Origin of the sequence: Pseudomonas sp. NFACC56-3 (assembly GCF_900100025.1) — a bacterium.
In the GTDB taxonomy this organism is placed as follows: domain Bacteria; phylum Pseudomonadota; class Gammaproteobacteria; order Pseudomonadales; family Pseudomonadaceae; genus Aquipseudomonas; species Aquipseudomonas fluorescens_AA.
Map to the genome: position 1 here is coordinate 193,280 of NZ_FMTK01000007.1, position 22,868 is coordinate 216,147.

The following is a 22,868-nucleotide window of genomic DNA, read 5'->3' on the forward strand; positions in this document are numbered from 1 at the left end:
TGCTACAGGGAACGTGTCATCAATGGGGATGGTCGTAACTTCCATGCGCGCCTGAATCACATGGAGACCCAATGAATCAGCAAGTCCCGACCACCGATACCAACCGTCGCCAATTGCTGCAGATCATTGCCGGACTGTCCGACGGGGTGATGTTGATCGAGGTCGACCAGACCATTGCCTGGGCCAACGCAGCGGTCTTGACCATGCACGGGGTCACTGATCTCAAGGCGCTGGGTGCTAATGCCGAGGAGTACGCCCAGCGCTTCAATTTGCGTTACCGCAACAATCATCCGCTGACGGAAGACAACTACCCCATCGCCCGGGTTGCCCGTGGCGATGAGTTCAGCGATGTGTTGGTGGAAGTCACGCCCAGGGCCGAGCCGGATCGTACCTGGGTGCATCGGATCCGCAGCATGGTCCTGGCCGACCGCAACGGCGAGCCGGAACTGCTCGTGTTGATCCTCAGCGATGCCACTGAATGGGCCAGCGCCGAGCAGCGCTTCGAGAAAACCTTTGGGGCCAACCCGGCGCCGGCGGTGATCTGTCGCCTCAGCGACCTGCGCTACATCAAGGTCAATCCGGGGTTCCTGGAGATGACCGGCTACAGCCGCGAGCAGGTGATCGGGCGTTCGGTGTACGAGCTGGATGTGCTCGAAGCCGCTGAAAAACGCGACCTGGCCGTCGAGCGCCTGGGGCAGGGCGCGACGATTCCGCAGATGCAGGCCGAGTTGAAATTGCCCGATGGCACCACCAAGCAGGTGGTCGTCGCCGGTCAGCCCCTGGACCTGCATGACGAAGACTGCATGCTGTTTTCCTTCATGGACATGGAGCCGCGCCGCAAGGCGGAAACGGCGCTGCGCCAGAGCGAGGAGCGTTTTGCCAAGTCGTTCCGTCTGTCGCCCGTGCCCACCCTGGTGTGCAGCGCCGAACAGCAATTGCTGGAAATCAACGAAGCGTTTCTCCAGACCACCGGTTACGCCAGCGAAGAGTTGCTGGGTAAAACCGTGGAGGAGATCGGTTTTCTCGACCCAGACGCCGGTGCCGCGCTGTTTGCCCGGTTGGAAAAGACCGCCGCAGTCTCCAGGATCGACGTCAAGGTGCATAAGAAAGGCGGTCAGCTCATCGATTGCGAGGTCGCCGCCGACACGTTGCTCATCCAGGACAAGCCCTGTTACCTGCTGGTGCTGATGAACATCACCGAACGCAAGCGCTCGGAGCTGGAGCTGGTGGCGGCCATTGAGGAGGTGATGAAAGACGCGTCCTGGTTCAGCCGGACCCTGATTGAAAAACTGGCCAACGTGAAGAGCATCAACGCCCAAGTGCCGAGTGTGTCATTCACCGAGCTGACGGCCCGGGAACGGGACGTGCTGGGGCTGATCTGCGAGGGGCTGGCAGACAAGGAAATCGCCGCGCGGCTGAAGCTGGCGCCCAACACCGTGCGCAATCACGTGGCGACCCTGTATTCGAAGCTGGATGTCCACAGCCGTAGCGAGGCGATTGTCTGGGCGCGAGAGCGGGGTTTGTTCGCCGGCGAACGGCGAATGAAGGCACCATGATAGCCAGTGCAAATGTACCGGGTGTACTGGTGCAAATTCGGGTTTTGCACGAGGGGGCGGTTCCTTAGGCTATGAGGGTGCGACATCGTTTGTGATGGCGCGTCCCCGCGAAACACTCAAGGAATATGCCACGATGTGCTGTGAACGAACCCGATACGAGCGCGACAGGATATCCATTCGGACCAGGAGGTCGGTACTGTCCATCGTTCATTTGTCCCCTCAGGGCTGAGGTGCATTCCATGACCCATTTGGCCCCCTTGCGTGCCCGCCTCGAACAAAGCTTTACGCCGCTGGCCTGCGAATGCAGCCTCAATGGCGACGGCACCCTCACCGTGCGTCTGTATCACCGTGAAAGCGGCGAGGTGGATTTGGTGGTGAGCGGCATGAGTGTCGACAGCGTCCGCTCGGAAGAAAGTATCGCGAAGTTGATCGATGAGCTGCGCTATGAACTGCAAAACACCCCGCTGCATCGCAGTGAGCTCTGATAGATAAAGATCAGGTACCCCACACCCACCCGCGGCTACAACAATGGCCCCCGGCAATCGAGCACCAACCGCGCGCCGCCCTGTTCGCTGCTGCCCACCTCCAACGTAAACCCGTGCAGGTTGACGATCGCTGCGACGATCGACAGGCCCAGGCCGAATCCGCCGTGCTGGCTGCTGCCCTCTGCACGGTAGAAACGACGGAACACCGCCTTGCGCTCCGCCTCGGGGATACCCGGGCCGGAGTCGAGCACTTCGATGCGCGTGCTATCGCCCTGGTCGACCCCACGCAGGATCACCGTGCCCCCCGGCGGGGTGAACTTGATGGAGTTGCTCAGCAGGTTCGACACGGCCTCGAACAGCAAGGCCCGGTCGCCGTTGAGCAGGGGCAGGGCGTCGGGCGCCTCCAGGATGAAGGTCAGTTCGCGTTCCTCGGCCAGGGGCAGGTAAAAATCATGCAACTCCTGCAATAACTGCAACGGATCGAGGCGTACGAAGCCCGAGCGCCGTTGTTGGTCTTCCAGTTCGGAAATCCGCAACAAACCGCGAAACCGCGCCATCAGGGTGTCGGTCTCGGCGATCACCTGGTCCATCTGCAAGGCCTCGGGGGAGCCGTCCGGCGCTTCCTGCTGGATGCGATAAAGCTGGGCACGCAGGCGCGTCAGCGGGGTGCGTAGGTCATGGGCGATGTTGTCGCACACACCCTTGACCTCATTCATCAGGCGCTCGATGCGCTCGAGCATGGCATTGACGATCGCCGCCAGCATGTCCAGCTCATCGCGCCGGCTCGACAGCGGCAGGCGGTGGGTCAGGTCGCCGGCGACGATGGCTTCGGCGCTGGCCTGCAACTGGCGAATCCGTTGCAGCGGTCGGCGGCGTAGCAGGTGCCAGCCAGCGATGCCCGGCAGGATAGTCAGCGATACGCCCCAGAACAGCGCGTGCAAGATGATCCGTGTCACCGCGAACAGCGAGCCGTTGTCCCGGGCCAGGACCAGCCAGCGGCCGTCCTGGGTACGGGTCGCCACCGCGTCGCAGCTGTCCGAAGGCACGCCCGGGTCATCGGAGTCGACGCAGCCGCCGAGCATGTGGATCTTGCCGTCAAGGGGCAGGTCGGCGGGCACGCGCAGGATCGGCCCGCTCAAATGGCGCAGTTGCGGATCGAACAGCCCGTAGGCGTCAACGCCGCGCTCGTCCAGCGTCAGGCTGGCCATGAGCGCATCTTCCAATTGGTCGCCGTGGATCCGGGCGAACAGGTGCTGGCGCTGCATCAGGGAGTGTTTGGCCAGGCTGTCGAGGTAACCAAACACTTCGTAATACATCACCCCCATCAGGATCGCGCTCCAGATCACGAACAGCGAACTGTACAGCGCCAGCAGGCGGCTGCTGGAGGAGCGCCAGCCCTTAGCGGGGTTCAGCAATGACATAGCCGGAACCCCGTACCGTGCGAATCAGCGGTTCCAGGCCCGGCGGGTCGATTTTCTTGCGCAGGCGGCCGATGTGGACGTCGATCAGGTTGGTGCCGGGGTCGAAGTGATAGCCCCAGACTTCCTCGAAAATCATCATGCGCGAGAGGATTTGCCCGCTGTTGCGCATCAGGAATTCCAGCAGCTTGTATTCGGTGGGCAGCAGGCTCAGCAGCTGCCCGTTGCGGCTGGCTTCGCGGCTGATCAGGTTCAGTTCCAGGTCGGCCACCCGCAGCGCGGTTTCCGGCTCGCGGGTGCCATTGTTGCGCCGCAGCAGCACTTCGACCCGGGCGGCCATTTCGTCGGTGGCGAACGGCTTGGTCAGGTAATCGTCGCCGCCGGCCCGCAGGCCACGCACGCGCTCATCCACATCGGAAAGAGCACTGATCATCAGGATCGGCGTGGCCACGCCCATGGTGCGCAGCGTGGTGACGATCACCAGGCCGTCGAGCTCAGGCAGCATGCGGTCCAGCGTGATCAAGTCGTAGTCGCCGCTGACCGCCCGTTCCAGGCCTTCGCGACCGTTGTCGACCCAATCGACGTCCAGGCCGTTGCGGGTCAGCTCGGCCACGATTTCACGGGCGGTCACGGCGTCGTCTTCGATGGTCAGGATGCGGTTCATGGGCGGTACCGTGTGGGGAAGTTGGAGCGATTGCGCAGCATTCTGCCAAAAATTACCTGTCGGCTTTCTGAAAAAAAGTTCATGGACCGACACGCCGATTCGCTGGCCTGGGTCAACACTTGGTCACAAATTATCGCTAACATGAATTTCGCTCGCACTATCATGTCGTGTCTGTTGCCCCGCCTCGGTGCGCTGTTGCCGGGTACCGACGCGAACCGGTGGATGTGTGCCGCAAGGAGCCGAAACCTCACTGAACCTTCAAGGAAGAGCAGCATGATGCAACCTCAAGACGTTCTACACCGAACATTCGATATCCAGCCGTTGACCCGCGCCGACATGACGGTGCGCCTGGACGGGCAAGCCGTCAACGCCGCCCACGGGGAAACCGTCCTCACCGTCATCCAGTCCCTGGGGCAACGCCAGGTCGCCCGCAACGACCACGACCAGATCAGCGGCGCCTACTGCGGCATGGGCGTGTGCCAGTGCTGCCTGGTCAAGATCGACGGCCGCCACAAGCGCCGCGCCTGCCAGACCCTGGTGCGCCCTGGCATGCAGATCGAAACCCGGGCCAACCGCATGACCGAAACGGAGGCGCCATGAGCCTCGATCCGGTGATTGTCGGCGGCGGGCCGGCGGGTATGGCTGCGGCCATCGAGCTGGCCACCCAGGGGGTGCGTTGCACCTTGCTCGAAGAAGCGCCACGCCTCGGCGGCGTCGTGTACCGCGGGCCGTTGCGCGATGGCGTCAGCCTGGATTACCTGGGGCCGCGCTACAGCGAAGCCCTGGAAAAACTCCACGGAGAATACCAGCGCCACGCCGGGTTGATCGAGGTGCGATTGGGCAATCGTGTCATCGGTGCCGAAGGCTTCCGGGCGTTGATGCTGCTGGATGCCGACGAGCGCCTGGAGGAGGTCGCCTATTCCCACCTGGTCCTGGCGGCCGGTTGTCACGAACGCAGCGTGCCGTTTCCTGGCTGGACGCTGCCGGGAGTGATGATGCTCGGAGGCCTGCAATTGCAGATCAAGAGCGGCGTGGTCCGGCCACCGAGCCCGGTGGTGATCGCCGGCACGGGGCCGTTGCTGCCGCTGGTGGCCTGCCAGCTGCACGCTTCGGGCGTGGCGGTGGCGGGTGTCTTCGAAGCCTGTGGGTTCGGCCGGATCGCCAAGGAAAGCCTGGCGTTGCTGAACAAGCCGCAGTTGTTCCTCGACGGCCTGAGCATGCTGGCCTACCTCAAGCTCAATCGCATTCCCGTGCGCTATGGCTGGGGCGTGGTGCAGGCTGACGGCGAGGGTGAGTTGAGCCACGTCACCGTCGCGCCTTATTCCGCGACCTGGGAGCCGGACCTCAAGCGCGCCGAACAGGTGCCGGCCCAGACCCTGGCGGTGGGCTACGGGTTTATCCCGCGGACTCAATTGAGCCAGCAGATGGGCCTGGAGCACGGTTTCAGCGGGGACGGCTATTTGCGGGCCGTGTCCGATGCCTGGCAACAAAGCAGCGAAGCGCACATTCACCTGGCCGGCGACATGGGCGGGATCCGTGGCGGTGAAGCGGCCATGCTCAGCGGGCGCATCGCGGCGTTGTCGATCCTCATGCAGCGCAACGTGCTGGATCCGTCCACGGCCCTGGCCCACCGGGAGCGCTACCAGGCGCAATTGGCGCGGATCATTCGCTTTCGCGCCGCCGTGGATCGCTACACCCAGCGTGGTGCCGGGCAAACCGCGTTGCCGGCCGCCGACACGGTGATCTGCCGCTGCGAGCACGCTACCCGCGCCGACATCGACCGGGCGCTGGAGCAAGGCGTGCAAGACATGGCCAGCCTGAAGATGCGCACCCGCGTGAGCATGGGCGATTGCCAGGGGCGGATGTGCGTCGGCTACTGCACCGACCGCTTGCGCGAAGCCACCGGGCGCGCCGACGTGGGTTGGCTGCGGCCGCGTTTCCCCATCGATCCGATTCCCTTTTCAGCGTTCCAGAATGCCGGCACGGAGGCCGTTTCCCATGATTAAGGACTACGACGTGGTCATCGCCGGTGGCGGTGTGATCGGGGCCTCGTGTGCCTATCAACTGTCCAAGCGCACACACCTGAAGATCGCCCTGATCGACGCCAAGCGCCCCGGCAACGCGACCCGCGCCTCGGCGGGTGGGCTGTGGGCCATCGGTGAGTCGGTGGGCCTGGGTTGCGGGGTGATCTTCTTTCGCATGATGTCGGCCAACCGCAAGCGCCAGACCCAGGGCGCCGCCGTGGCGGTGGATGCCAGCACGCCGCACATCCTGCCGCAGTCGTTCTTCGAGTTCGCCTTGCAGTCCAATGCGATGTACCCGCAGTTGCACCGCGAATTGATCGACCGCCATGGCATGGATTTCAAGTTCGAGGAGACCGGGCTCAAGTTCGTGATCTACGATGACGAAGACCGTTTGTACGCCGAGCACATCGTCGCCTGCATTCCCCACCTGGCGGACCAGGTGCGCTGGCTTGACCAGGCGGCCTTGCGTGCAGCAGAGCCGAATGTGAGCCATGAGGCCCTGGGTGCCCTGGAGTTTCTCTGCGATCACCAGCTCAGTCCGTTCCGCCTGGCCGACGCCTACACCGAAGGTGCCCGGCAGAACGGCGTCGACCTGTTCTTCAACACCAACGTGACCGAGGTGTTGCGCAGCGGCACGCGGGTGACCGGGGTGCAAACCGATGAGGCGGGGACTTTCCACTGCCGGACCCTGATCAACGCGGCCGGCGCCTGGGCGGCGGACCTGAGCGAGCAGGCCACCGGCGTGCGGATTCCGGTCAAGCCGGTCAAGGGCCAGATCCTGCTGACCGAGCGCATGCCGAAAATCCTCAACGGCTGCCTGACCACCAGCGACTGCTATGTGGCGCAGAAAGACAACGGTGAAATCCTCATCGGCAGTACCACCGAAGACAAGGGTTTTGACGTGACCACGACTTATCCGGAGATCGAAGGGCTGGTGCAAGGCGCGGTGCGCTGCATTCCGCAGTTGGTCGACATCAACCTGAAACGAACCTGGGCCGGCCTGCGCCCGGGTTCGCCTGATGAACTGCCGATCCTGGGGCCGATGCGCGGGGTGGAAGGCTATCTCAACGCGTGCGGGCATTTCCGCACCGGCATCCTGACCTCGGCCATCACCGGCGTGTTGCTGGACAAACTGGTGAACAACGAGCCCTTGCCGTTGGACATCACGCCGTTCCTGGCGGACCGTTTCGAGGTGGCGCCGAGGGTCGTCGAGGCAAAGGAAATGGAACTGGCCTGAGCAAATCCTGTGTGGAAGTCTGTGGTGAATACATATCCCGCAGACATCCGGGAACAAACTGTGGGAGCGAGCTTGCTCGCGATGGCGTCAGGTCAGTCAGTATCCCTGTTGACTGGTACACCGCTATCGCGAGCACGCTCGCTCCCACAGGGATCCAGGGTGAATCGGAATCCTGCGCTTACTCCATCGGCGTGCTGACAAACGCCTCCAACCCTTCTGCATAGGCGGTGAACGCGCTGATCGATGGGAATGACTTGCCCTGCACCTGGTCCGGTACCACCAGGTTGGTGAAGCTCCAGGCCACTGCCACGGTGATGCCCGCCTGATCGAGTGTGCCGTCGGTGGCCAGCGGCTGTTTCACCAGTTCCTGTTCGAGCATGTCATAGGCCGCCGCCAGTTGGCCTTCCACGCGTTCGACCCAAGGGGCATGTTGGATTTCTGTCGGCCGCAGGTTGCGTTCGTAGTAGATCTGCACCGACTTCTCGCACGCCGCCAGGGCCAGGCCGATCAGGCGCAGGGCGCGCAGCCGTTGCCCACTGTCCACCGGCATCAGGCTTTTGCCCGGCGCGGCCAAGGCCTCGAGGTGGTCGATGATCAACGTGGAATCCATCAGCACATTGTCATCGTCCAGCACCAGGGTCGGGGCCTTGACCACCGGGTTGATGCGCTGGAATCGTTCGAAATGCCTGAACACCGAAACGGACTCGTGTTCCAGGGCAACCTCCAGGCACTTGGCGGAAATGGCGACGCGGCGCACGTAGGGCGAGTCCAGCATGCCGATCAGTTTCATGACGTCTCCTTCAGAAAAATCTTGCGGGTGTTAATCCTCGAACCCGACCTGTTCATGGATTTCATCGACCTTGAGTTCCAGCCGGTAAGCCACGGCGATGAACAACGCCTGGCACAGGCACAACGTGGCGCTCAACGAACGAAAGGCGAACGAACTGCCTTCGTTCACCAGCAACACGGCGTTGGCCCGCTTGGCCAGGGGCGAGAGATTGCTGTCGGTGATGATCAGGGTCTTGGCCTGGTGATGCTGGGCAATGCGCAGGCAGTGCTGGGTTTCCTTGCCGTAGGGCGTAAAGCTGATGGCGATGACCAGGTCGTTGGCCCGCACACTGCGCATCTGCTCGCGGTAGCTGCCCCCCAGGCCGGACACCAGGTGAATGCGTTTGTTGGTGTGCTGCAGGTTGTAGACCAGGTAATCGGCGACCGCGAACGAGCGGCGTACGCCCACCACATAGATATTGTCGGCGTTGACCACCAGGTCCACGGCCTTTTCGAACGCCTGGTCGTCCAGCTCCAACCCCAGGCGCTCGATGCCCGACAGGGTCGCGTTGACGCACTCGCGGGCCAGGTCGCCGCCGCTGGCTTTTTGCGACTTGTTGGCGATCATGCTGCGGATGCGCTGCTGGTAGTTCTGCACCGGCGTGGTCTTGTGGGTGTAGGCCTCGCGGAACAAGGCCTGCATTTCGCTGAACCCGCTGAAGCCGAAGCGCTGGGAAAACCTGACGATGGCCGAGGGGTGTACTTCGCATTCCCGGGCGATGTCACTGATGCGGTCGACCATGATCCGGTCGCTTTGCTGGCTCATGTAGCTGGCGATGCGCTTGAGCTGGCGCGGCAGGCTTTCGTATTCGTCGGTGATCAGTTGCAGCAGGCGCTCGGCATTGATCGGTGGGCTCGGGAGGGCGGGTTCGGACGCGCTCTCGGACGGCGCCGGCAGATCATCGGGGCGGGTCATAAAAAATCCTTCTGGCTTGTTCTTATAGGGCGGCCTTAAAAAAGGCCGGCCCTCGACAATAGGTTGGCTGGTCGCAGTCTACAGCGTAGGCGCAGGGAAAATCATGGGCGGACAAATGTTGCAGCAGGTGCTGAAACGATGCACTGCGTCTGGTTCGCTTTGGTTATCGCGTATTGGAAAAAATATTCTACATAAAAAATTTATAGAATAATTATTGATTATTGCGCGCTGCTCGTTTTAGTCTGCATTCACCAACAGCGTTGGCGCCGTGTCGGCGACAAGCGCAGGCTGATAAAAATAACAGGAGCCAGCATGGGCCAGACTCGTTTTGCCAGTGGGCGTCAATTGGATGTGATTTGCCTGGGGCGCCTGGGCGTCGATCTCTACGCGCAGCAAGTCGGCGCGCGCCTGGAAGATGTTTCGAGCTTCGCCAAGTACCTGGGCGGTTCCTCGGCCAACATCGCGTTCGGCACGGCGCGCCTGGGCCTCAGGTCGGCGATGTTGAGCCGGGTAGGCGATGACCACATGGGCCGCTTCCTGGTGGAGTCCCTGGCCCGCGAAGGCTGCGATGTCAGTGGCATCAAGGTCGATCCCGAACGCCTGACGGCCATGGTCCTGCTGGGGATCAAGGACCGGGAAACCTTTCCCCTGGTGTTCTACCGGGAGAACTGCGCCGACATGGCGCTGCGCGCCGAAGACATCGACGAAACCTTTATTGCTTCCAGCAAGGCTTTGCTGATCACCGGCACGCATTTCTCCACCGACGGCGTCTACAAGGCCAGTCTCCAGGCGCTGGACTATGCGCAAAAACATCAGGTCAAGCGGGTCCTGGACATCGATTACCGGCCAGTGCTTTGGGGCCTGGCGGGCAAGGCCGATGGCGAAACGCGGTTTGTGGCCGATCAGAAAGTCAGCCAGCACGTGCAGAGCATCCTGCCGCGTTTCGATCTGATCGTCGGCACCGAAGAAGAATTTCTCATCGCCGGCGGCAGTGAAGACCTGCTGACCGCGTTGCGTACCGTGCGCTCGCTGACGGCGGCGACCCTGGTGGTCAAGCTCGGCCCCCAGGGTTGCACGGTGATCCATGGTGCCATTCCGGCCCGGCTCGAAGACGGCACCATTTACCCGGGCGTGCGGGTCGAAGTCTTGAATGTACTGGGCGCCGGCGATGCGTTCATGTCCGGATTTCTCGCTGGCTGGCTGGAGGACGCCAGCGATGAACGCTGCTGCCAGTTGGCCAATGCTTGCGGTGGGCTGGTGGTGTCGCGCCATGCCTGCGCCCCGGCAATGCCGACCCGCGCCGAACTCGACTATTTGTTCGACAGCCCGGTGCCCATCACCCGGCCGGACCAGGATGTCGTGTTGCAACGGCTGCATCAGGTCAGCGTGCCCCGCAAGACCTGGAAACAGCTGTTCATCTTCGCCTTCGACCATCGTGGACAACTGGTGGAACTGGCCCAGAAGGGCGGCCGCGAGTTGAGCAGCATCGGCGAACTCAAGCAACTGTTCATCCAGGCGGTGGCGCGGGTCGAAGCCGACCTGCGGCACCAGGGCATCGAGGCTGACGTCGGTCTGCTGGCCGACCAGCGCTTCGGCCAGGATTCGCTGAACGCTGCCACCGGCCGCGGCTGGTGGGTGGCGCGGCCGGTGGAAGTGCAGGGTTCGCGGCCACTGGCCTTCGAACACGGGCGCTCCATTGGCAGCAACCTGGTCGCCTGGCCACAGGAGCAGATCATCAAGTGCCTGGTGCAATTTCACCCGGACGACGAACCGCTGCTGCGCCTGGAGCAAGAGGCGCAATTGACGGGGTTGTACAAGGCCTCCCAGGCCAGCGGCCATGAATTGCTGCTGGAAGTCATTCCGCCCAAGGATCATCCGTCGCCGCACCCGGACGTGCTCTATCGCGCCCTCAAGCGCCTCTACAACCTGGGCATCTTTCCGGCGTGGTGGAAGATCGAAGCCCAGGGCGCGGATGAATGGCAGCAGCTCGATGAGCTGATCCAACAGCGCGACCCGTATTGCCGTGGCGTGGTCCTGCTGGGCCTCAACGCCCCGGCCGCCGCGTTGGCCGAAGGGTTTCGCCAGGCCAGCCAGAGCAGCACCTGCCGCGGTTTCGCCGTGGGCCGCACGATCTTCCAGGAACCGAGCCGGGCCTGGCTGGCCGGGGAAATCGATGATGAAACGCTGATCCAACAGGTGCAGGGCCGGTTTGTGGAGTTGATCGAGGCCTGGCGTGCTGCGCGAAGTCAGACATTGTGAATACTGAACCTGTGGGAGCGAGCTTGCTCGCGATAGCGGACTGACAGTTGACAACCAGTCGCCTGACCCACCGCTATCGCGAGCAAGCTCGCTCCCACAGGGTTCATTGCCGTCTTCAATGGTTATGAAAAAACAATAAAAGGTGCAGCCATGCCCGCTATTCGAATTGGCATCAACCCGATTTCCTGGAGCAACGACGACTTGCCATCGTTGGGCGGCGAGACGCCGTTGAGTACGGCGCTGAGTGAAGGCAAAGTCATCGGTTACGAAGGCTTCGAGCTCAACGGCAAGTTCCCCAAGGACGCCAAGGGCGTCGGCGATGTGCTGCGGCCGTACGACCTGGCGCTGGTCTCCGGCTGGTATTCCAGTCGCCTGGCCCGGCGCTCGGCGGCGCAGGAGATCGACGCCATCGCCAGCCACGTCGAGCTGTTGGCGCAGAACGGCGCCAACGTGCTGGTGTACGGCGAGGTCGCCGACTCCATTCAAGGCCAACGCATTCCATTGGTCGAGCGGCCGCGTTTTCACACCGACGAAGCCTGGCAAGCCTACGCCGACAAACTCACTGAGCTGGCGCGTTTCACCTTGTCCCAAGGCGTGCGCCTGGCCTACCACCACCACATGGGCGCCTACGTCGAGTCGCCCGCGGACATCGACAAATTGATGGCCCTGACCGGCAGCGAAGTCGGCCTGTTGTTCGATTCGGGTCACTGTTACATGGGCGGGGGCGAACCGCTGCATGTCTTGCGCAAGCACATCGAACGCATCTGCCATGTGCACTTCAAGGACGTGCGCAAACCGGTGGTGCAACTGGCGCGCAATAACCTCTGGAGCTTCCCCGACTGCATCATCAACGGCACCTTCACCGTGCCGGGGGATGGCGATATCGACTTCGCCGCGTTGCTCGATGTGCTGCTGGCCGCCGACTACCAGGGCTGGCTGGTGGTGGAAGCCGAGCAGGACCCCGCCGTAGCGCCGAGTTATGCCTACGCCAAGAAGGGCTACGACACCCTGCGCGCCCTGCTGCAAGAAAGGAGTGCGTCATGAGCCTGTTGATCAAGAGCCATTCCAGCGGCCGAACCATGGTCCAGTTGCCAGCGGGTGAGCTGGAATACGTCGGGTTCGCCGCCTATCGCCTGAGCCTGGGTGAAACCCTGCCGGTGGCCGCTGGCGACAAGGAGCTGTGCCTGGTGCTGCTCAGCGGGCGCATCAGCCTCAAGGGCGAAGCGCCGGGGCAGGGCGCCTTCGATTGGGACAACCTTGGAGATCGCCAGTCGGTGTTCGAGGACAAGTCGCCTTATGCCGCTTACCTGCCACTGGGCAGCCAGGCCCAGGTCACCGCCCTGAGCGATGTGCAGGTGGCGGTGTGTGCCGCGCCGGGTTCGGCGCGTAATGAATACGGCCCACGGCTGATCCGCCCGGAGAGCATGAAGCGCAGCGTGCGCGGCAAGGGCGCCAACACCCGTTATGTCTGCGACATTCTGCCGGACAGCGAACCGGCCCACTCACTGCTGGTGGTGGAAGTGCGCACGCCGTCGGGGCACTCCTCGAGTTACCCGCCGCACAAGCACGACACCGACGACCTGCCGCACCAGAGCTTCTTGGAGGAAACCTATTACCACCAAGTCAACCCGTCCCAGGGCTTCGTGTTTCAGCGGGTCTACACCGACGACCGCAGCATCGACCAGGCCATGGCCGTGGAGAACAGCGACCTGGTGGTGGTGCCCAAGGGTTATCACCCGGTCAGCGTGCCCTATGGGTATGAGTCGTACTACCTGAACGTCATGGCCGGCCCGAAGCGGGTCTGGCAGTTCCATAACGACCCGCAGCACAGTTGGCTGCTCGACCTCTGAATGCCACACTTTCCACGGAGAACAAGAACAATGAGTGACGCCCCGGTAGTAGGCCATTACATCGACGGTCGAGTGCAGGCCAGCGACAGCGCGCGCCTGAGCAATGTCTTCAACCCGGCCACTGGCGCGGTGCAGGCCAGGGTGGCCCTGGCCGAACCGAGTACCGTCGACGCGGCGGTGGCGTCGGCGCTGGCGGCGTTCCCGGCCTGGTCCGAGCAGTCGTCCCTGCGCCGTTCGCGGGTGATGTTCAAGTTCAAGGAATTGCTCGATCGGCATCACGACGAACTGGCGCAGATCATCAGCCGTGAACACGGCAAGGTGCTGTCCGACGCCCACGGTGAAGTCACCCGGGGCATCGAGATCGTCGAGTACGCCTGCGGTGCGCCGAACCTGCTCAAGACCGATTTCAGCGACAACATCGGCGGTGGCATCGACAACTGGAACCTGCGTCAGCCCCTGGGTGTTTGCGCCGGGGTCACACCGTTCAACTTCCCGGTGATGGTGCCCTTGTGGATGATTCCCCTGGCGCTGGTCGCCGGCAACTGCTTCATCCTCAAGCCTTCGGAGCGCGACCCGTCCGCCAGCTTGCTGATGGCCCGCTTGCTGACGGAAGCCGGCCTGCCGGATGGCGTGTTCAACGTTGTCCAAGGTGACAAGGTAGCGGTGGATGCGCTGTTGCAGCACCCGGACATCGAAGCGATTTCCTTTGTCGGCTCCACACCGATCGCCGAGTACATCCACCAGCAGGGCACGGCGCACGGCAAGCGCGTCCAGGCCCTGGGCGGGGCGAAGAACCACATGATCGTCATGCCCGATGCCGACCTCGACCAGGCGGCGGATGCGTTGATCGGTGCGGCCTACGGCTCGGCCGGCGAGCGCTGCATGGCGATTTCCATCGCCGTGGCGGTGGGTGAGGTGGGCGATGAACTGATTGCCAGACTGTTGCCCCGCATTGATCAACTGAAGATCGGCAACGGCCAGCAGCCCGGTACCGACATGGGACCGCTGGTCACCGCCGAACACAAGGCCAAGGTGGAAGGTTTCATCGACGCCGGCGTGGCCGAGGGCGCCCGACTGATCGTCGATGGCCGTGGTTTCACGGTGCCGGGGGCCGAGCAGGGGTTCTTTGTCGGCGCGACGCTGTTCGACCAGGTCACCGCCGAGATGAGCATCTACCAGCAAGAGATTTTCGGGCCGGTGCTGGGGATTGTCCGTGTGCCGGACTTCGCCACGGCGGTGGCGCTGATCAATGCCCATGAGTTCGGCAACGGCGTGTCGTGCTTCACCCGTGACGGCGGCATCGCCCGGGCGTTCGCCCGCAGCATCAAGGTCGGCATGGTGGGCATCAACGTGCCGATCCCGGTGCCCATGGCCTGGCATTCCTTTGGCGGCTGGAAGCGTTCGCTGTTCGGCGATCACCATGCCTACGGCGAAGAAGGCCTGCGCTTCTACAGCCGCTACAAAAGCGTGATGCAGCGCTGGCCCGACAGCATCGCCAAGGGTCCTGAATTCAGCATGCCGACTGCCCAATAACCCGTTTTTTACAGTGCCGGAGGGAGAACAACAAATGAATAAGCCCCTGCGTTTTGCCTTGAATCGAATGGTTGCCCCGCGCCTGTCACTGCCCGAATTCATTGACCTGGCCCTGGCGTTGAAAACCGATGCCATCGAGATCCGCAACGATTTGAAGGGCGTCGAGATCGAGGATGGCATGCCGCCCGGCCGTGTGCGTGAGTTGTGTGAGGAAAGGGGCATCAAGGTGCTGTCGATCAATGCCCTTTACCCTTTCGACGTGTGGAACGAGGAGCGTCGCGCCCAGGCCGTGCGGCTGGCCGATTACGCCCGTGAATGCGGCGCCGAGGGGCTGGTGGTGTGCCCGCTCAACGACCGGGCCGACCCGCGCAGCGAGGCTGAGCGGGCGGCGGGGCTGCGTACCGCCCTCAGCGAACTGGCGCCGATCCTGCGCGCCTTCGGCATCTACGGCTTCATCGAACCCCTGGGTTTCGAAGAGTGCTCGCTGCGCCGCAAGCGTACCGCCGTGGACGCGATCCAGGCCATCGGCGGGCTGGATGTGTTCCGCCTGGTGCACGACACCTTTCACCATCATCTGGCGGGGGAGCAGGCATTCTTTCCCGAACTGACCGGGCTGGTACACATCTCCGGCGTCGAAGATGCCCAGGTGCCTTTGGCGACGATTCGTGACGGCCATCGGGTGCTGGTGGGCGCGGCTGACATCCTGGGCAATGCCGCGCAGATCGAGGCGCTGCGGGCCGGTGGCTACGAGGGCTACCTGTCCTTCGAACCGTTTGCCGAGAGTGTCCATGAACTGGCCGATATCCGCCAGGCGTTGGGGGCGAGCATGAATCACCTGCAACGCTCACAGGCCTGACCCGACTTCCTGAACGATGGAGAACCCCTTGTGGGAGCGAGCTTGCTCGCGATGACGGCGCCCCAATCAATACATGCGTCGCCTGACACACCGCTATCGCGAGCAAGCTCGCTCCCACACTTGACCGAGTTGCGTTTGAAAAGGTGCAAGCATGACCACAACACGACTGACCATGGCCCAGGCCCTGGTGAAATTCCTCGATAACCAGTACGTCGAGGTCGATGGCGTCCAGAGCAAGTTCGTCGCCGGAGTCTTTACCATTTTCGGCCACGGCAACGTGCTGGGCCTGGGCCAGGCGCTGGAGCAGGACAGCGGCGACCTGGTGGTCCATCAGGGCCGCAACGAACAGGGCATGGCCCATGCCGCCATCGGGTTTGCCAAGCAGCACCTGCGGCGCAAGATCTACGCCTGCAGCGCGTCGGTCGGCCCCGGTGCGGCGAACATGCTGACCGCCGCGGCCACCGCCACGGCCAATCGCATTCCGTTGCTGCTATTGCCCGGCGATGTCTATGCCAGTCGCCAGCCAGACCCGGTGTTGCAGCAGATCGAACAGTTCCACGACCTGAGCATCAGCACCAACGACGCCTTCAAGGCCGTGAGCAAATACTGGGACCGCATCAACCGCCCCGAGCAGTTGATGACTGCGGCGATCCAGGCCATGCGCGTGCTCACCGACCCGGCCGAAACCGGCGCGGTGACCCTGGCGCTGCCCCAGGACGTGCAGGCCGAAGCCTACGATTACCCGGACTACTTCCTGCAAAAACGCGTGCACCGCATCGACCGTCGCCCGGCCACCGAGGCAATGCTCGGCGACGCCCTGGCGCTGCTCAAAGGCAAGCGCAAGCCGTTGATCATCTGTGGTGGCGGCGTGCGGTATTCCGGGGCCAATGCGGCATTGCAGGCCTTCGCCGAGCGTTTCGACATTCCCTTCGCCGAGACCCAGGCTGGCAAGAGCGCCGTGGTGTCGAGCCATCCGTTGAACGTCGGTGGCGTCGGCGAGACCGGCTGCCTGGCGGCGAACCTGCTGGCCAAGGACGCCGACCTGGTCATTGGCGTCGGGACGCGCTACAGCGACTTCACCACCGGCTCCAAATGGTTGTTCCAGCACCCGGACGTGCAGTTCCTCAATCTCAATATCAGCCCCTGCGACGCCCTGAAGCTCGACGGCGTGCAGTTGCTGGCCGACGCCCGCTCAGGCCTGGAGGCGCTGTCTGCGGCGATGGGCGACTACCGCGCCGAGTGGGGCGGGCAGATTGCCGATGCCAAGGCTCGCTTGGACGCCGAGGTGGACCGCGTCTACCAGGCCGATTACCGCGTCGAGGCGTTCCTCCCGGAAATCGACGACCACATGGACCCGGCGGTGTTTCGCGAATTCATCGAACTCACCGGTTCCTGCCTGACCCAGAGCCGCGTGCTGGGCACCCTCAACGAAACCCTGGCCGACGATGCGATCATCGTCGCCGCCGCCGGCAGCTTGCCCGGCGACTTGCAGCGCGCCTGGCGCAGCAAGGGCGTGAACTCCTATCACGTCGAGTACGGCTATTCGTGCATGGGTTATGAGGTGAACGCGGCTTTGGGTGTGAAACTCGCCGAGCCCGATAAAGAGGTGTACGCCCTGGTGGGCGATGGCTCCTACATGATGCTGCACTCGGAACTGGCGACCTCGATCCAGGAACGACGCAAGATCAACGTAGTGCTGCTGGACAACATGGCCTTCGGCTGCATCAACAATTTGCAGATGGGAAATGGCATGGACAGCTTCGGCACCGAGTTCCGTTTCCGCAACCCGGACACCGGCAAGCTCGACGGCGCCTTCGTGCCGGTGGACTTCGCCATGAGTGCCGCGGCCTACGGCTGCAAGACCTACAAGGCGACGACCCTGGAGGAACTGCGCGCGGCCCTGGCGGATGCGCGGCGCCAGACGGTCTCCACCTTGATCGACATCAAGGTCCTGCCCAAGACCATGATTCACAGCTACCTGTCGTGGTGGCGGGTGGGCGTGGCGCAAGTCTCCACCAGCGCCCGCACCGATGCCGTCGCCAAGACCCTCAATGAACGACTGGCCAAGGCCCGTCAATACTGATTGCCCCAACCCTACGAAAGGAGTTCCACATGTCTTTGAAGCTGGGCGTCATTGGCACCGGGGCCATCGGCCAGGACCATATCCGTCGTTGCAGCCAGACCTTGCTCAACAGCCAGGTGGTGGCGGTGACCGACATCAACCTGCAACAAGCGGCCAAGGTCGTGGCCGATCTCAAGCTGACCGCCGAGGTCTACCCCGACGGTCATGCGTTGATCAAGGCGCCGGACGTGGAGGCGATCCTCGTCACCTCCTGGGGCCCGAGCCATGAAGAATTCGTGCTGGCGGCGATTGCGGCGGGCAAACCGGTATTCTGCGAAAAGCCCCTGGCGGTCACGGCCGAAGGTTGCCGCAAGATCGTTGACGCCGAAGTGGCCCATGGCAAGCGCCTGGTGCAAGTCGGTTTCATGCGTCCCTACGATGAAGGCTATCGCGCGCTCAAGGCGGTGATCGACAGCGGCCAGATCGGTGAGCCGCTGATGCTGCACTGCGCCCACCGTAACCCGCGCGTGGGCGAGAACTACAAGACCGACATGGCGATCACCGACACCCTGATCCACGAGCTGGATGTGTTGCGCTGGTTGCTGGCCGATGACTACGTGTCGGTGCAGGTGGTGTTCCCACGCAAGACCAGCAAGGCCCTGGCTCACTTGCGGGACCCACAGATCGTCCTGTTGGAAACCGCCCGGGGCACGCGCATCGACGTCGAGGTGTTCGTCAACTGCCAGTACGGCTATGACATCCAGTGCGAAGTGGTGGGGGAGACCGGCATCGCCAAGCTACCGGAACCGTCCCAGGTGCAACTGCGCAGCGGCGCCAAGCTGTCCAATGCGATCCTGATGGATTGGAAAGACCGCTTCATCGCCGCTTATGACGTCGAACTGCAGGCCTTCATCGACGGCGTGCGCGCGGGGCAAGTGGGCGGGCCCTCGGCCTGGGATGGGTTTGCCGCGGCGGTGGCGGCGGATGCCTGTATCCAGGCGCAGCAGAGTGGGCAGATCGTCAAGGTCGACCTGCCCGAGCGCCCGCGTTTCTACGGCTAACCCCAATCCCCTTTGGGTATGCAGTCAAATGGTGGGAGCGAGCTTGCTCGCGATAGCGGTGGGTCAGTCAACCTGATGCAGGCTGATCCGCCGCCATCGCGAGCAAGCTCGCTCCCACAGGGAGTGTTTATCCAATGACTTTCAAGGAGCTTTCATGCGAATCGGGCTAGTCGGCTACGGCAAGGGTGGGCGGTTCTTTCATGCGCCGATGATCAGCAGTCTGCCGGGGGCTACGTTCGTCGGCGTGGTGACCCGGTCCGTCGAGCGCCGCCAACAATTGGCCAGCGATCACCCGCAGGCCCAGGCCTTCGACACCCTCGAGCAATTGGTGGCCGCGGGCGTCGATGCGGTGGTGGTGTCCACGCCTTTGGACGGTCGCCCGGCCATTGTGATGCACGCCATCGAACTCGGCGTGGCGGTGGTCAGCGACAAACCGTTCGCCCCTGACGCCGCGCAGGCCGAGGCGATGGTGTTGGCCGCCGAACGTCGTAACGTGCCTTTGAGCGTGTACCAGAACCGCCGCTGGGATTCGGATTTCCTGACCCTGCGCAAGCTGTTGGCCTCCGGGGCCCTCGGGCAAGTCATTCGTTTTGAGTCGAGTGTCGAACGTTATTCGCCAACCTCGGTAGGCAAAGGCAGCGGTGGTGGATTCCTGCGCGATTTGGGCAGCCACTTGGTGGACCAGGCGCTGCAATTGTTCGGGCCGGTGACCAGGGTCTACGCCGAGCTGGATTACCGCCAGCCGGATCAGGTGTTCGACAACGGCTTCTTCATGTCCTTGACCCATGCCAGCGGCGTCATCTCCCACTTGAGCGGCAATTGCGTGCAAAACGCACCGCGCCCGCGCTTTCGGGTCAGCGGTACCCAGGGCTGCTACACCGTCGAAGGTTTGGACGGGCAGGAGGCTCAGGCATTGGCCGGGTTGAGCCCGGCGACCGAGGGCGAACGCTGGGGGGCTGAAGAACATCGGCGCTGGGGCTGGTTCGAACACGGCACCGAGCGCGAGCGGGTGGCCTCGGAGCGTGGCTGCTGGCTGGCGTTCTATCAACACCTGCAAACCGCGTCGCAGGGCACTGGCCCGCTGCCGGTGGAGGCCCGTGATGCGCTGGCGACCACCCGCATCCTCGACGCCGCCAGGCAGAGTGCCGGGCAGGGCGAAGTGGTGCGGTTGTCCACGCCGGTGGGTCATGGAATAAAAAACGAATAAAATTCTAAAATCAGTTGATATGGAAAATATTTTCCAATAAAGTCGATTCCAGGTTACCGACAACCCTGTTTGTCTTCCGCCAAGCCAGCCTTGAACGGACGACAGGCGAAACAAAAACAAGAAACACAGCTAGGTACCGTCGATGAAAACCTTCAGCCGTTCTGCGTTTCACCTGCCACGTCTACTGCGTCTGTCCGCAGTCTTTCCCCTGTTCGAATCCCTGTGTATCCAGCGCAACGGCGCCGTGGTCTGCTGCATGCCCGGCGCGCCCATCGTGCGTTTGCCCCGTTCCTGATCCGCTACGCCTTATCCATAAAACCAACAAAAAAGTGGAGAAAGACCGTTCATGAAGACCAAGACCCGTATCGCCTCGCTGGCCCTGTCGCTGATGCTCACCAGCGGCGCTGCCCTGGCGGACCTGAAGATCGGCGTCAGCATGTCCCAGTTCGATGACACCTGGTTGACCTACCTGCGCGAATCCATGGACAAGAAAGCCAAGTCCCTGCCGGACGGCGTCACCCTGCAGTTCGAGGACGCCCGCAGCGATGTGGTCAAGCAGTTGAGCCAGGTGGAAAGCTTCATCAGCCAGAAGGTCGATGCGCTCATCGTCAACCCGGTGGACACCGCCGCGACCCAGCGCATCACCAAGGCCGCCGTGGCGGCCGGCATCCCGCTGGTGTACGTCAACCGCCGCCCGGACGATCCGAAGTTACCGGAAGGGGTGGTCACCGTGGCCTCCGATGACCTGGAAGCCGGGCGCATGCAGATGCAATACCTGGCTGAAAAAATGGGCGGCAAGGGCAACATCGTGATCCTGTTGGGTGACCTGGCCAATAATTCCACCACCAACCGCACCAAGGGCGTCAAGGACGTGCTGGCCAAGTATCCGGGCATCAAGATCGAACAGGAACAGACCGGCACCTGGTCACGTGACAAGGGCATGACCCTGGTTAACGACTGGCTGACCCAGGGACGCGAATTCCAGGCGGTGGTGGCCAACAATGACGAGATGGCCATCGGCGCCGCCATGGCCCTCAAGCAAGCGGGCACTGAGTCGGGCACGGTATTGATCGCCGGGGTTGACGGCACGCCGGACGGTTTGAACGCCATCAAGAAAGGCGAAATGGCGGTCTCGGTGTTCCAGGACGCCAAGGGCCAGGCCGATGGCTCGATCGACACGGCGGTGAAAATGGTCAAGAAGCAGCCGGTCGAGCAGGCTGTCTGGGTGCCGTACCGCCTGATCACGCCGGAAAACGTCGATCAGTTCAAGTGACGTTCAACCCGGCCCCACCACAATAATAAGCAGGCAAGGTCGCAACGCCGACCTTGCCGAGGGAGTACCTGATCATGTTCGCTTCAGCGACTGCTTCGAGCGCCCCGGCCGTGACTTTCCAGCCGGATGTATCACTTGATGAGCCGTACCTGCTGGAAGTCGTCAATGTCAGCAAGGGCTTTCCCGGTGTGGTGGCCCTGTCCGATGTCCAATTGCGGGTACGCCCCGGCTCCGTGCTGGCCCTGATGGGCGAGAACGGTGCGGGCAAATCCACCTTGATGAAGATCATTGCCGGCATCTACCAGCCCGACGCCGGTGAACTGCGCCTGCGCGGCAAGCCGGTGACGTTCGACACGCCGCTGGCGGCGTTGCAGGCCGGCATCGCGATGATCCATCAGGAACTGAACCTGATGCCCCACATGAGCATCGCCGAAAACATCTGGATCGGCCGCGAGCAGCTCAACGGCCTGCACATGGTCGACCATGGCGAGATGCACCGTTGCACCGCCCGGCTGCTGGAACGCCTGCGCATCAAGCTCGATCCCGAGGAGCTGGTGGGCAACCTGAGCATCGCCGAGCGGCAGATGGTGGAGATTGCCAAGGCCGTCTCTTATGACTCCGACATCCTGATCATGGACGAGCCGACCTCGGCCATCACCGAGACCGAAGTCGCCCACCTGTTCTCGATCATTGCCGACCTCAAGTCCCAGGGTAAGGGCATCATCTACATCACCCATAAGATGAACGAAGTGTTCGCCATCGCCGATGAAGTGGCGGTGTTTCGCGACGGCGCCTACATCGGCCTGCAACGGGCCGACAGCATGGATGGCGACAGCCTGATTTCGATGATGGTCGGGCGCGAACTGAGCCAGTTGTTCCCGGTGCGGGAGCAACCCATCGGTGAGTTGGTGCTGTCGGTGCGCGACCTGAGCCTGGACGGCATTTTCAAAGGCGTGTCCTTCGACCTGCATGCCGGGGAGATCCTGGGCATCGCCGGGTTGATGGGCTCGGGCCGGACCAACGTGGCCGAGGCGATTTTCGGCGTGACCCCGAGCACCGGCGGCGAGATCCGGCTGGACGGCCAACCCGTGCGCATCAGCGACCCCCACATGGCCATCGAGAAGGGCTTCGCGCTGTTGACCGAGGACCGCAAGCTCAGCGGCCTGTTCCCGTGCCTGTCGGTGCTGGAGAACATGGAGATGGCGGTGCTGCCCCATTATGTCGGCAACGGCTTCATCCAGCAGAAAGCCCTGCGCACCTTGTGTGAGGACATGTGCAAGAAGCTGCGGGTCAAGACCCCGTCGCTGGAACAGTGCATCGACACCCTGTCCGGCGGCAACCAGCAGAAAGCGCTGCTGGCGCGCTGGCTGATGACCAACCCGCGCATCCTGATTCTCGACGAGCCGACCCGCGGCATCGATGTCGGCGCCAAGGCCGAGATCTATCGGCTGATTTCCTACCTCGCCAGCGAAGGCATGGCGGTGATCATGATTTCCTCGGAACTGCCGGAAGTATTGGGCATGAGCGACCGGGTCATGGTGATGCACGAAGGTGACCTGATGGGCACCCTCGACCGCAGCGAAGCGACCCAGGAACGAGTGATGCAACTGGCTTCGGGCCTGTCCTGATGCTCGTCAGT

20 protein-coding genes are annotated in these 22,868 nt (G+C 63.0%); 16 read left to right on the top strand and 4 right to left on the bottom strand.

The features are described 5' to 3' along the window. The first annotated feature begins 71 nt into the window (after positions 1-71). Positions 72-1,556 carry a helix-turn-helix transcriptional regulator gene (locus BLO80_RS13075; RefSeq protein ID WP_092327992.1) on the top strand — a complete coding sequence of 495 codons (1,485 nt, stop codon included), beginning with the start codon at positions 72-74 and terminating at the stop codon, positions 1,554-1,556. 239 nt (positions 1,557-1,795) lie between these two features. Continuing rightward, the gene (locus BLO80_RS13080) at positions 1,796-2,041 is read left to right on the top strand and encodes a DUF1652 domain-containing protein (RefSeq protein WP_092327991.1); all 246 of its coding nucleotides are present in this window, start codon (positions 1,796-1,798) and stop codon (positions 2,039-2,041) included. 35 nt (positions 2,042-2,076) lie between these two features. Here BLO80_RS13080 and BLO80_RS13085 read toward each other — a convergent pair whose 3' ends face one another. Both BLO80_RS13085 and BLO80_RS13090 read right to left on the bottom strand, forming a co-directional pair. Further along, a complete protein-coding gene (locus BLO80_RS13085; RefSeq protein ID WP_092327989.1) occupies positions 2,077-3,462 on the bottom strand; it encodes a sensor histidine kinase in 1,386 nt (461 codons plus the stop codon). Beyond that, complete coding sequence (locus BLO80_RS13090; RefSeq protein ID WP_053122824.1) at positions 3,440-4,123, bottom strand: response regulator transcription factor; 684 nt, start codon at positions 4,121-4,123, stop codon at positions 3,440-3,442. The genes BLO80_RS13085 and BLO80_RS13090 overlap by 23 nt, the downstream gene beginning before the upstream one ends. Positions 4,124-4,399: 276 nt before the next feature. On the opposite strand from BLO80_RS13090, the gene hcnA reads away from it, so the two are divergent. The 3 genes from hcnA to hcnC are packed head-to-tail and all read left to right on the top strand — an operon-like array spanning position 4,400 to position 7,384. Continuing rightward, positions 4,400-4,723 carry a cyanide-forming glycine dehydrogenase subunit HcnA gene (hcnA, locus tag BLO80_RS13100; RefSeq protein ID WP_092204872.1) on the top strand — a complete coding sequence of 108 codons (324 nt, stop codon included), beginning with the start codon at positions 4,400-4,402 and terminating at the stop codon, positions 4,721-4,723. Next, positions 4,720-6,129: a cyanide-forming glycine dehydrogenase subunit HcnB gene (hcnB, locus tag BLO80_RS13105; protein WP_092327986.1), complete on the top strand. Its 1,410-nt coding sequence runs from the start codon at positions 4,720-4,722 to the stop codon at positions 6,127-6,129. Before hcnA ends, hcnB begins: the two co-directional genes overlap by 4 nt. Next, positions 6,122-7,384, top strand: coding sequence for a cyanide-forming glycine dehydrogenase subunit HcnC (gene hcnC, locus BLO80_RS13110; protein WP_092327984.1), 1,263 nt, complete (start codon positions 6,122-6,124; stop codon positions 7,382-7,384). The genes hcnB and hcnC overlap by 8 nt, the downstream gene beginning before the upstream one ends. A 178-nt stretch (positions 7,385-7,562) precedes the next feature. Here the strand turns inward: hcnC and BLO80_RS13115 are convergent, their stop codons facing one another. Together BLO80_RS13115 and BLO80_RS13120 are read right to left on the bottom strand one after the other, a co-directional pair. Beyond that, the gene (locus BLO80_RS13115) at positions 7,563-8,174 is read right to left on the bottom strand and encodes a glutathione S-transferase (protein WP_092327983.1); all 612 of its coding nucleotides are present in this window, start codon (positions 8,172-8,174) and stop codon (positions 7,563-7,565) included. 30 nt (positions 8,175-8,204) lie between these two features. After that, positions 8,205-9,128 (bottom strand): MurR/RpiR family transcriptional regulator, encoded by a 924-nt coding sequence (locus BLO80_RS13120; protein ID WP_003202885.1) that lies wholly within the window; start codon positions 9,126-9,128, stop codon positions 8,205-8,207. A 312-nt stretch (positions 9,129-9,440) separates the two neighbouring features. On the opposite strand from BLO80_RS13120, the gene iolC reads away from it, so the two are divergent. The 11 genes from iolC (at position 9,441) to BLO80_RS13170 (ending at position 22,857) form a co-directional block, all read left to right on the top strand. After that, positions 9,441-11,387, top strand: coding sequence for a bifunctional 5-dehydro-2-deoxygluconokinase/5-dehydro-2-deoxyphosphogluconate aldolase (gene iolC, locus BLO80_RS13125; protein ID WP_092327981.1), 1,947 nt, complete (start codon positions 9,441-9,443; stop codon positions 11,385-11,387). A gap of 150 nt (positions 11,388-11,537) precedes the next feature. Beyond that, on the top strand, positions 11,538-12,431 hold the full coding sequence (gene iolE / locus BLO80_RS13130; RefSeq protein WP_092327980.1) for a myo-inosose-2 dehydratase: 894 nt from the start codon (positions 11,538-11,540) through the stop codon (positions 12,429-12,431). Further along, complete coding sequence (gene iolB, locus BLO80_RS13135) at positions 12,428-13,237, top strand: 5-deoxy-glucuronate isomerase (protein WP_092327978.1); 810 nt, start codon at positions 12,428-12,430, stop codon at positions 13,235-13,237. The genes iolE and iolB overlap by 4 nt, the downstream gene beginning before the upstream one ends. Before the next feature lie 30 nt (positions 13,238-13,267). Continuing rightward, a complete protein-coding gene (locus BLO80_RS13140; RefSeq protein WP_092327977.1) occupies positions 13,268-14,770 on the top strand; it encodes a CoA-acylating methylmalonate-semialdehyde dehydrogenase in 1,503 nt (500 codons plus the stop codon). 34 nt (positions 14,771-14,804) lie between these two features. Continuing rightward, on the top strand, positions 14,805-15,626 hold the full coding sequence (locus BLO80_RS13145) for a TIM barrel protein (RefSeq protein ID WP_092327975.1): 822 nt from the start codon (positions 14,805-14,807) through the stop codon (positions 15,624-15,626). Positions 15,627-15,777: 151 nt separating this feature from the next. Next, positions 15,778-17,709, top strand: a complete 1,932-nt coding sequence (iolD, locus tag BLO80_RS13150; RefSeq protein WP_092327974.1) for a 3D-(3,5/4)-trihydroxycyclohexane-1,2-dione acylhydrolase (decyclizing) — start codon at positions 15,778-15,780, stop codon at positions 17,707-17,709. A 29-nt stretch (positions 17,710-17,738) separates the two neighbouring features. Further along, entirely contained in the window at positions 17,739-18,749 is a 1,011-nt protein-coding gene (locus tag BLO80_RS13155) for a bifunctional inositol 2-dehydrogenase/D-chiro-inositol 1-dehydrogenase (protein WP_092327972.1), read from the top strand. Between the two features lie 154 nt (positions 18,750-18,903). Next, positions 18,904-19,956, top strand: coding sequence for a Gfo/Idh/MocA family protein (locus tag BLO80_RS13160; protein WP_092327971.1), 1,053 nt, complete (start codon positions 18,904-18,906; stop codon positions 19,954-19,956). Positions 19,957-20,098: 142 nt separating this feature from the next. Further along, positions 20,099-20,251 carry a hypothetical protein gene (locus tag BLO80_RS29950; protein ID WP_170842345.1) on the top strand — a complete coding sequence of 51 codons (153 nt, stop codon included), beginning with the start codon at positions 20,099-20,101 and terminating at the stop codon, positions 20,249-20,251. A 51-nt stretch (positions 20,252-20,302) separates the two neighbouring features. Continuing rightward, the gene (locus tag BLO80_RS13165; protein WP_092327969.1) at positions 20,303-21,229 is read left to right on the top strand and encodes a sugar ABC transporter substrate-binding protein; all 927 of its coding nucleotides are present in this window, start codon (positions 20,303-20,305) and stop codon (positions 21,227-21,229) included. Positions 21,230-21,303: 74 nt separating this feature from the next. Next, positions 21,304-22,857 carry a sugar ABC transporter ATP-binding protein gene (locus tag BLO80_RS13170; RefSeq protein ID WP_092327968.1) on the top strand — a complete coding sequence of 518 codons (1,554 nt, stop codon included), beginning with the start codon at positions 21,304-21,306 and terminating at the stop codon, positions 22,855-22,857. Positions 22,858-22,868 lie beyond the last annotated feature (11 nt).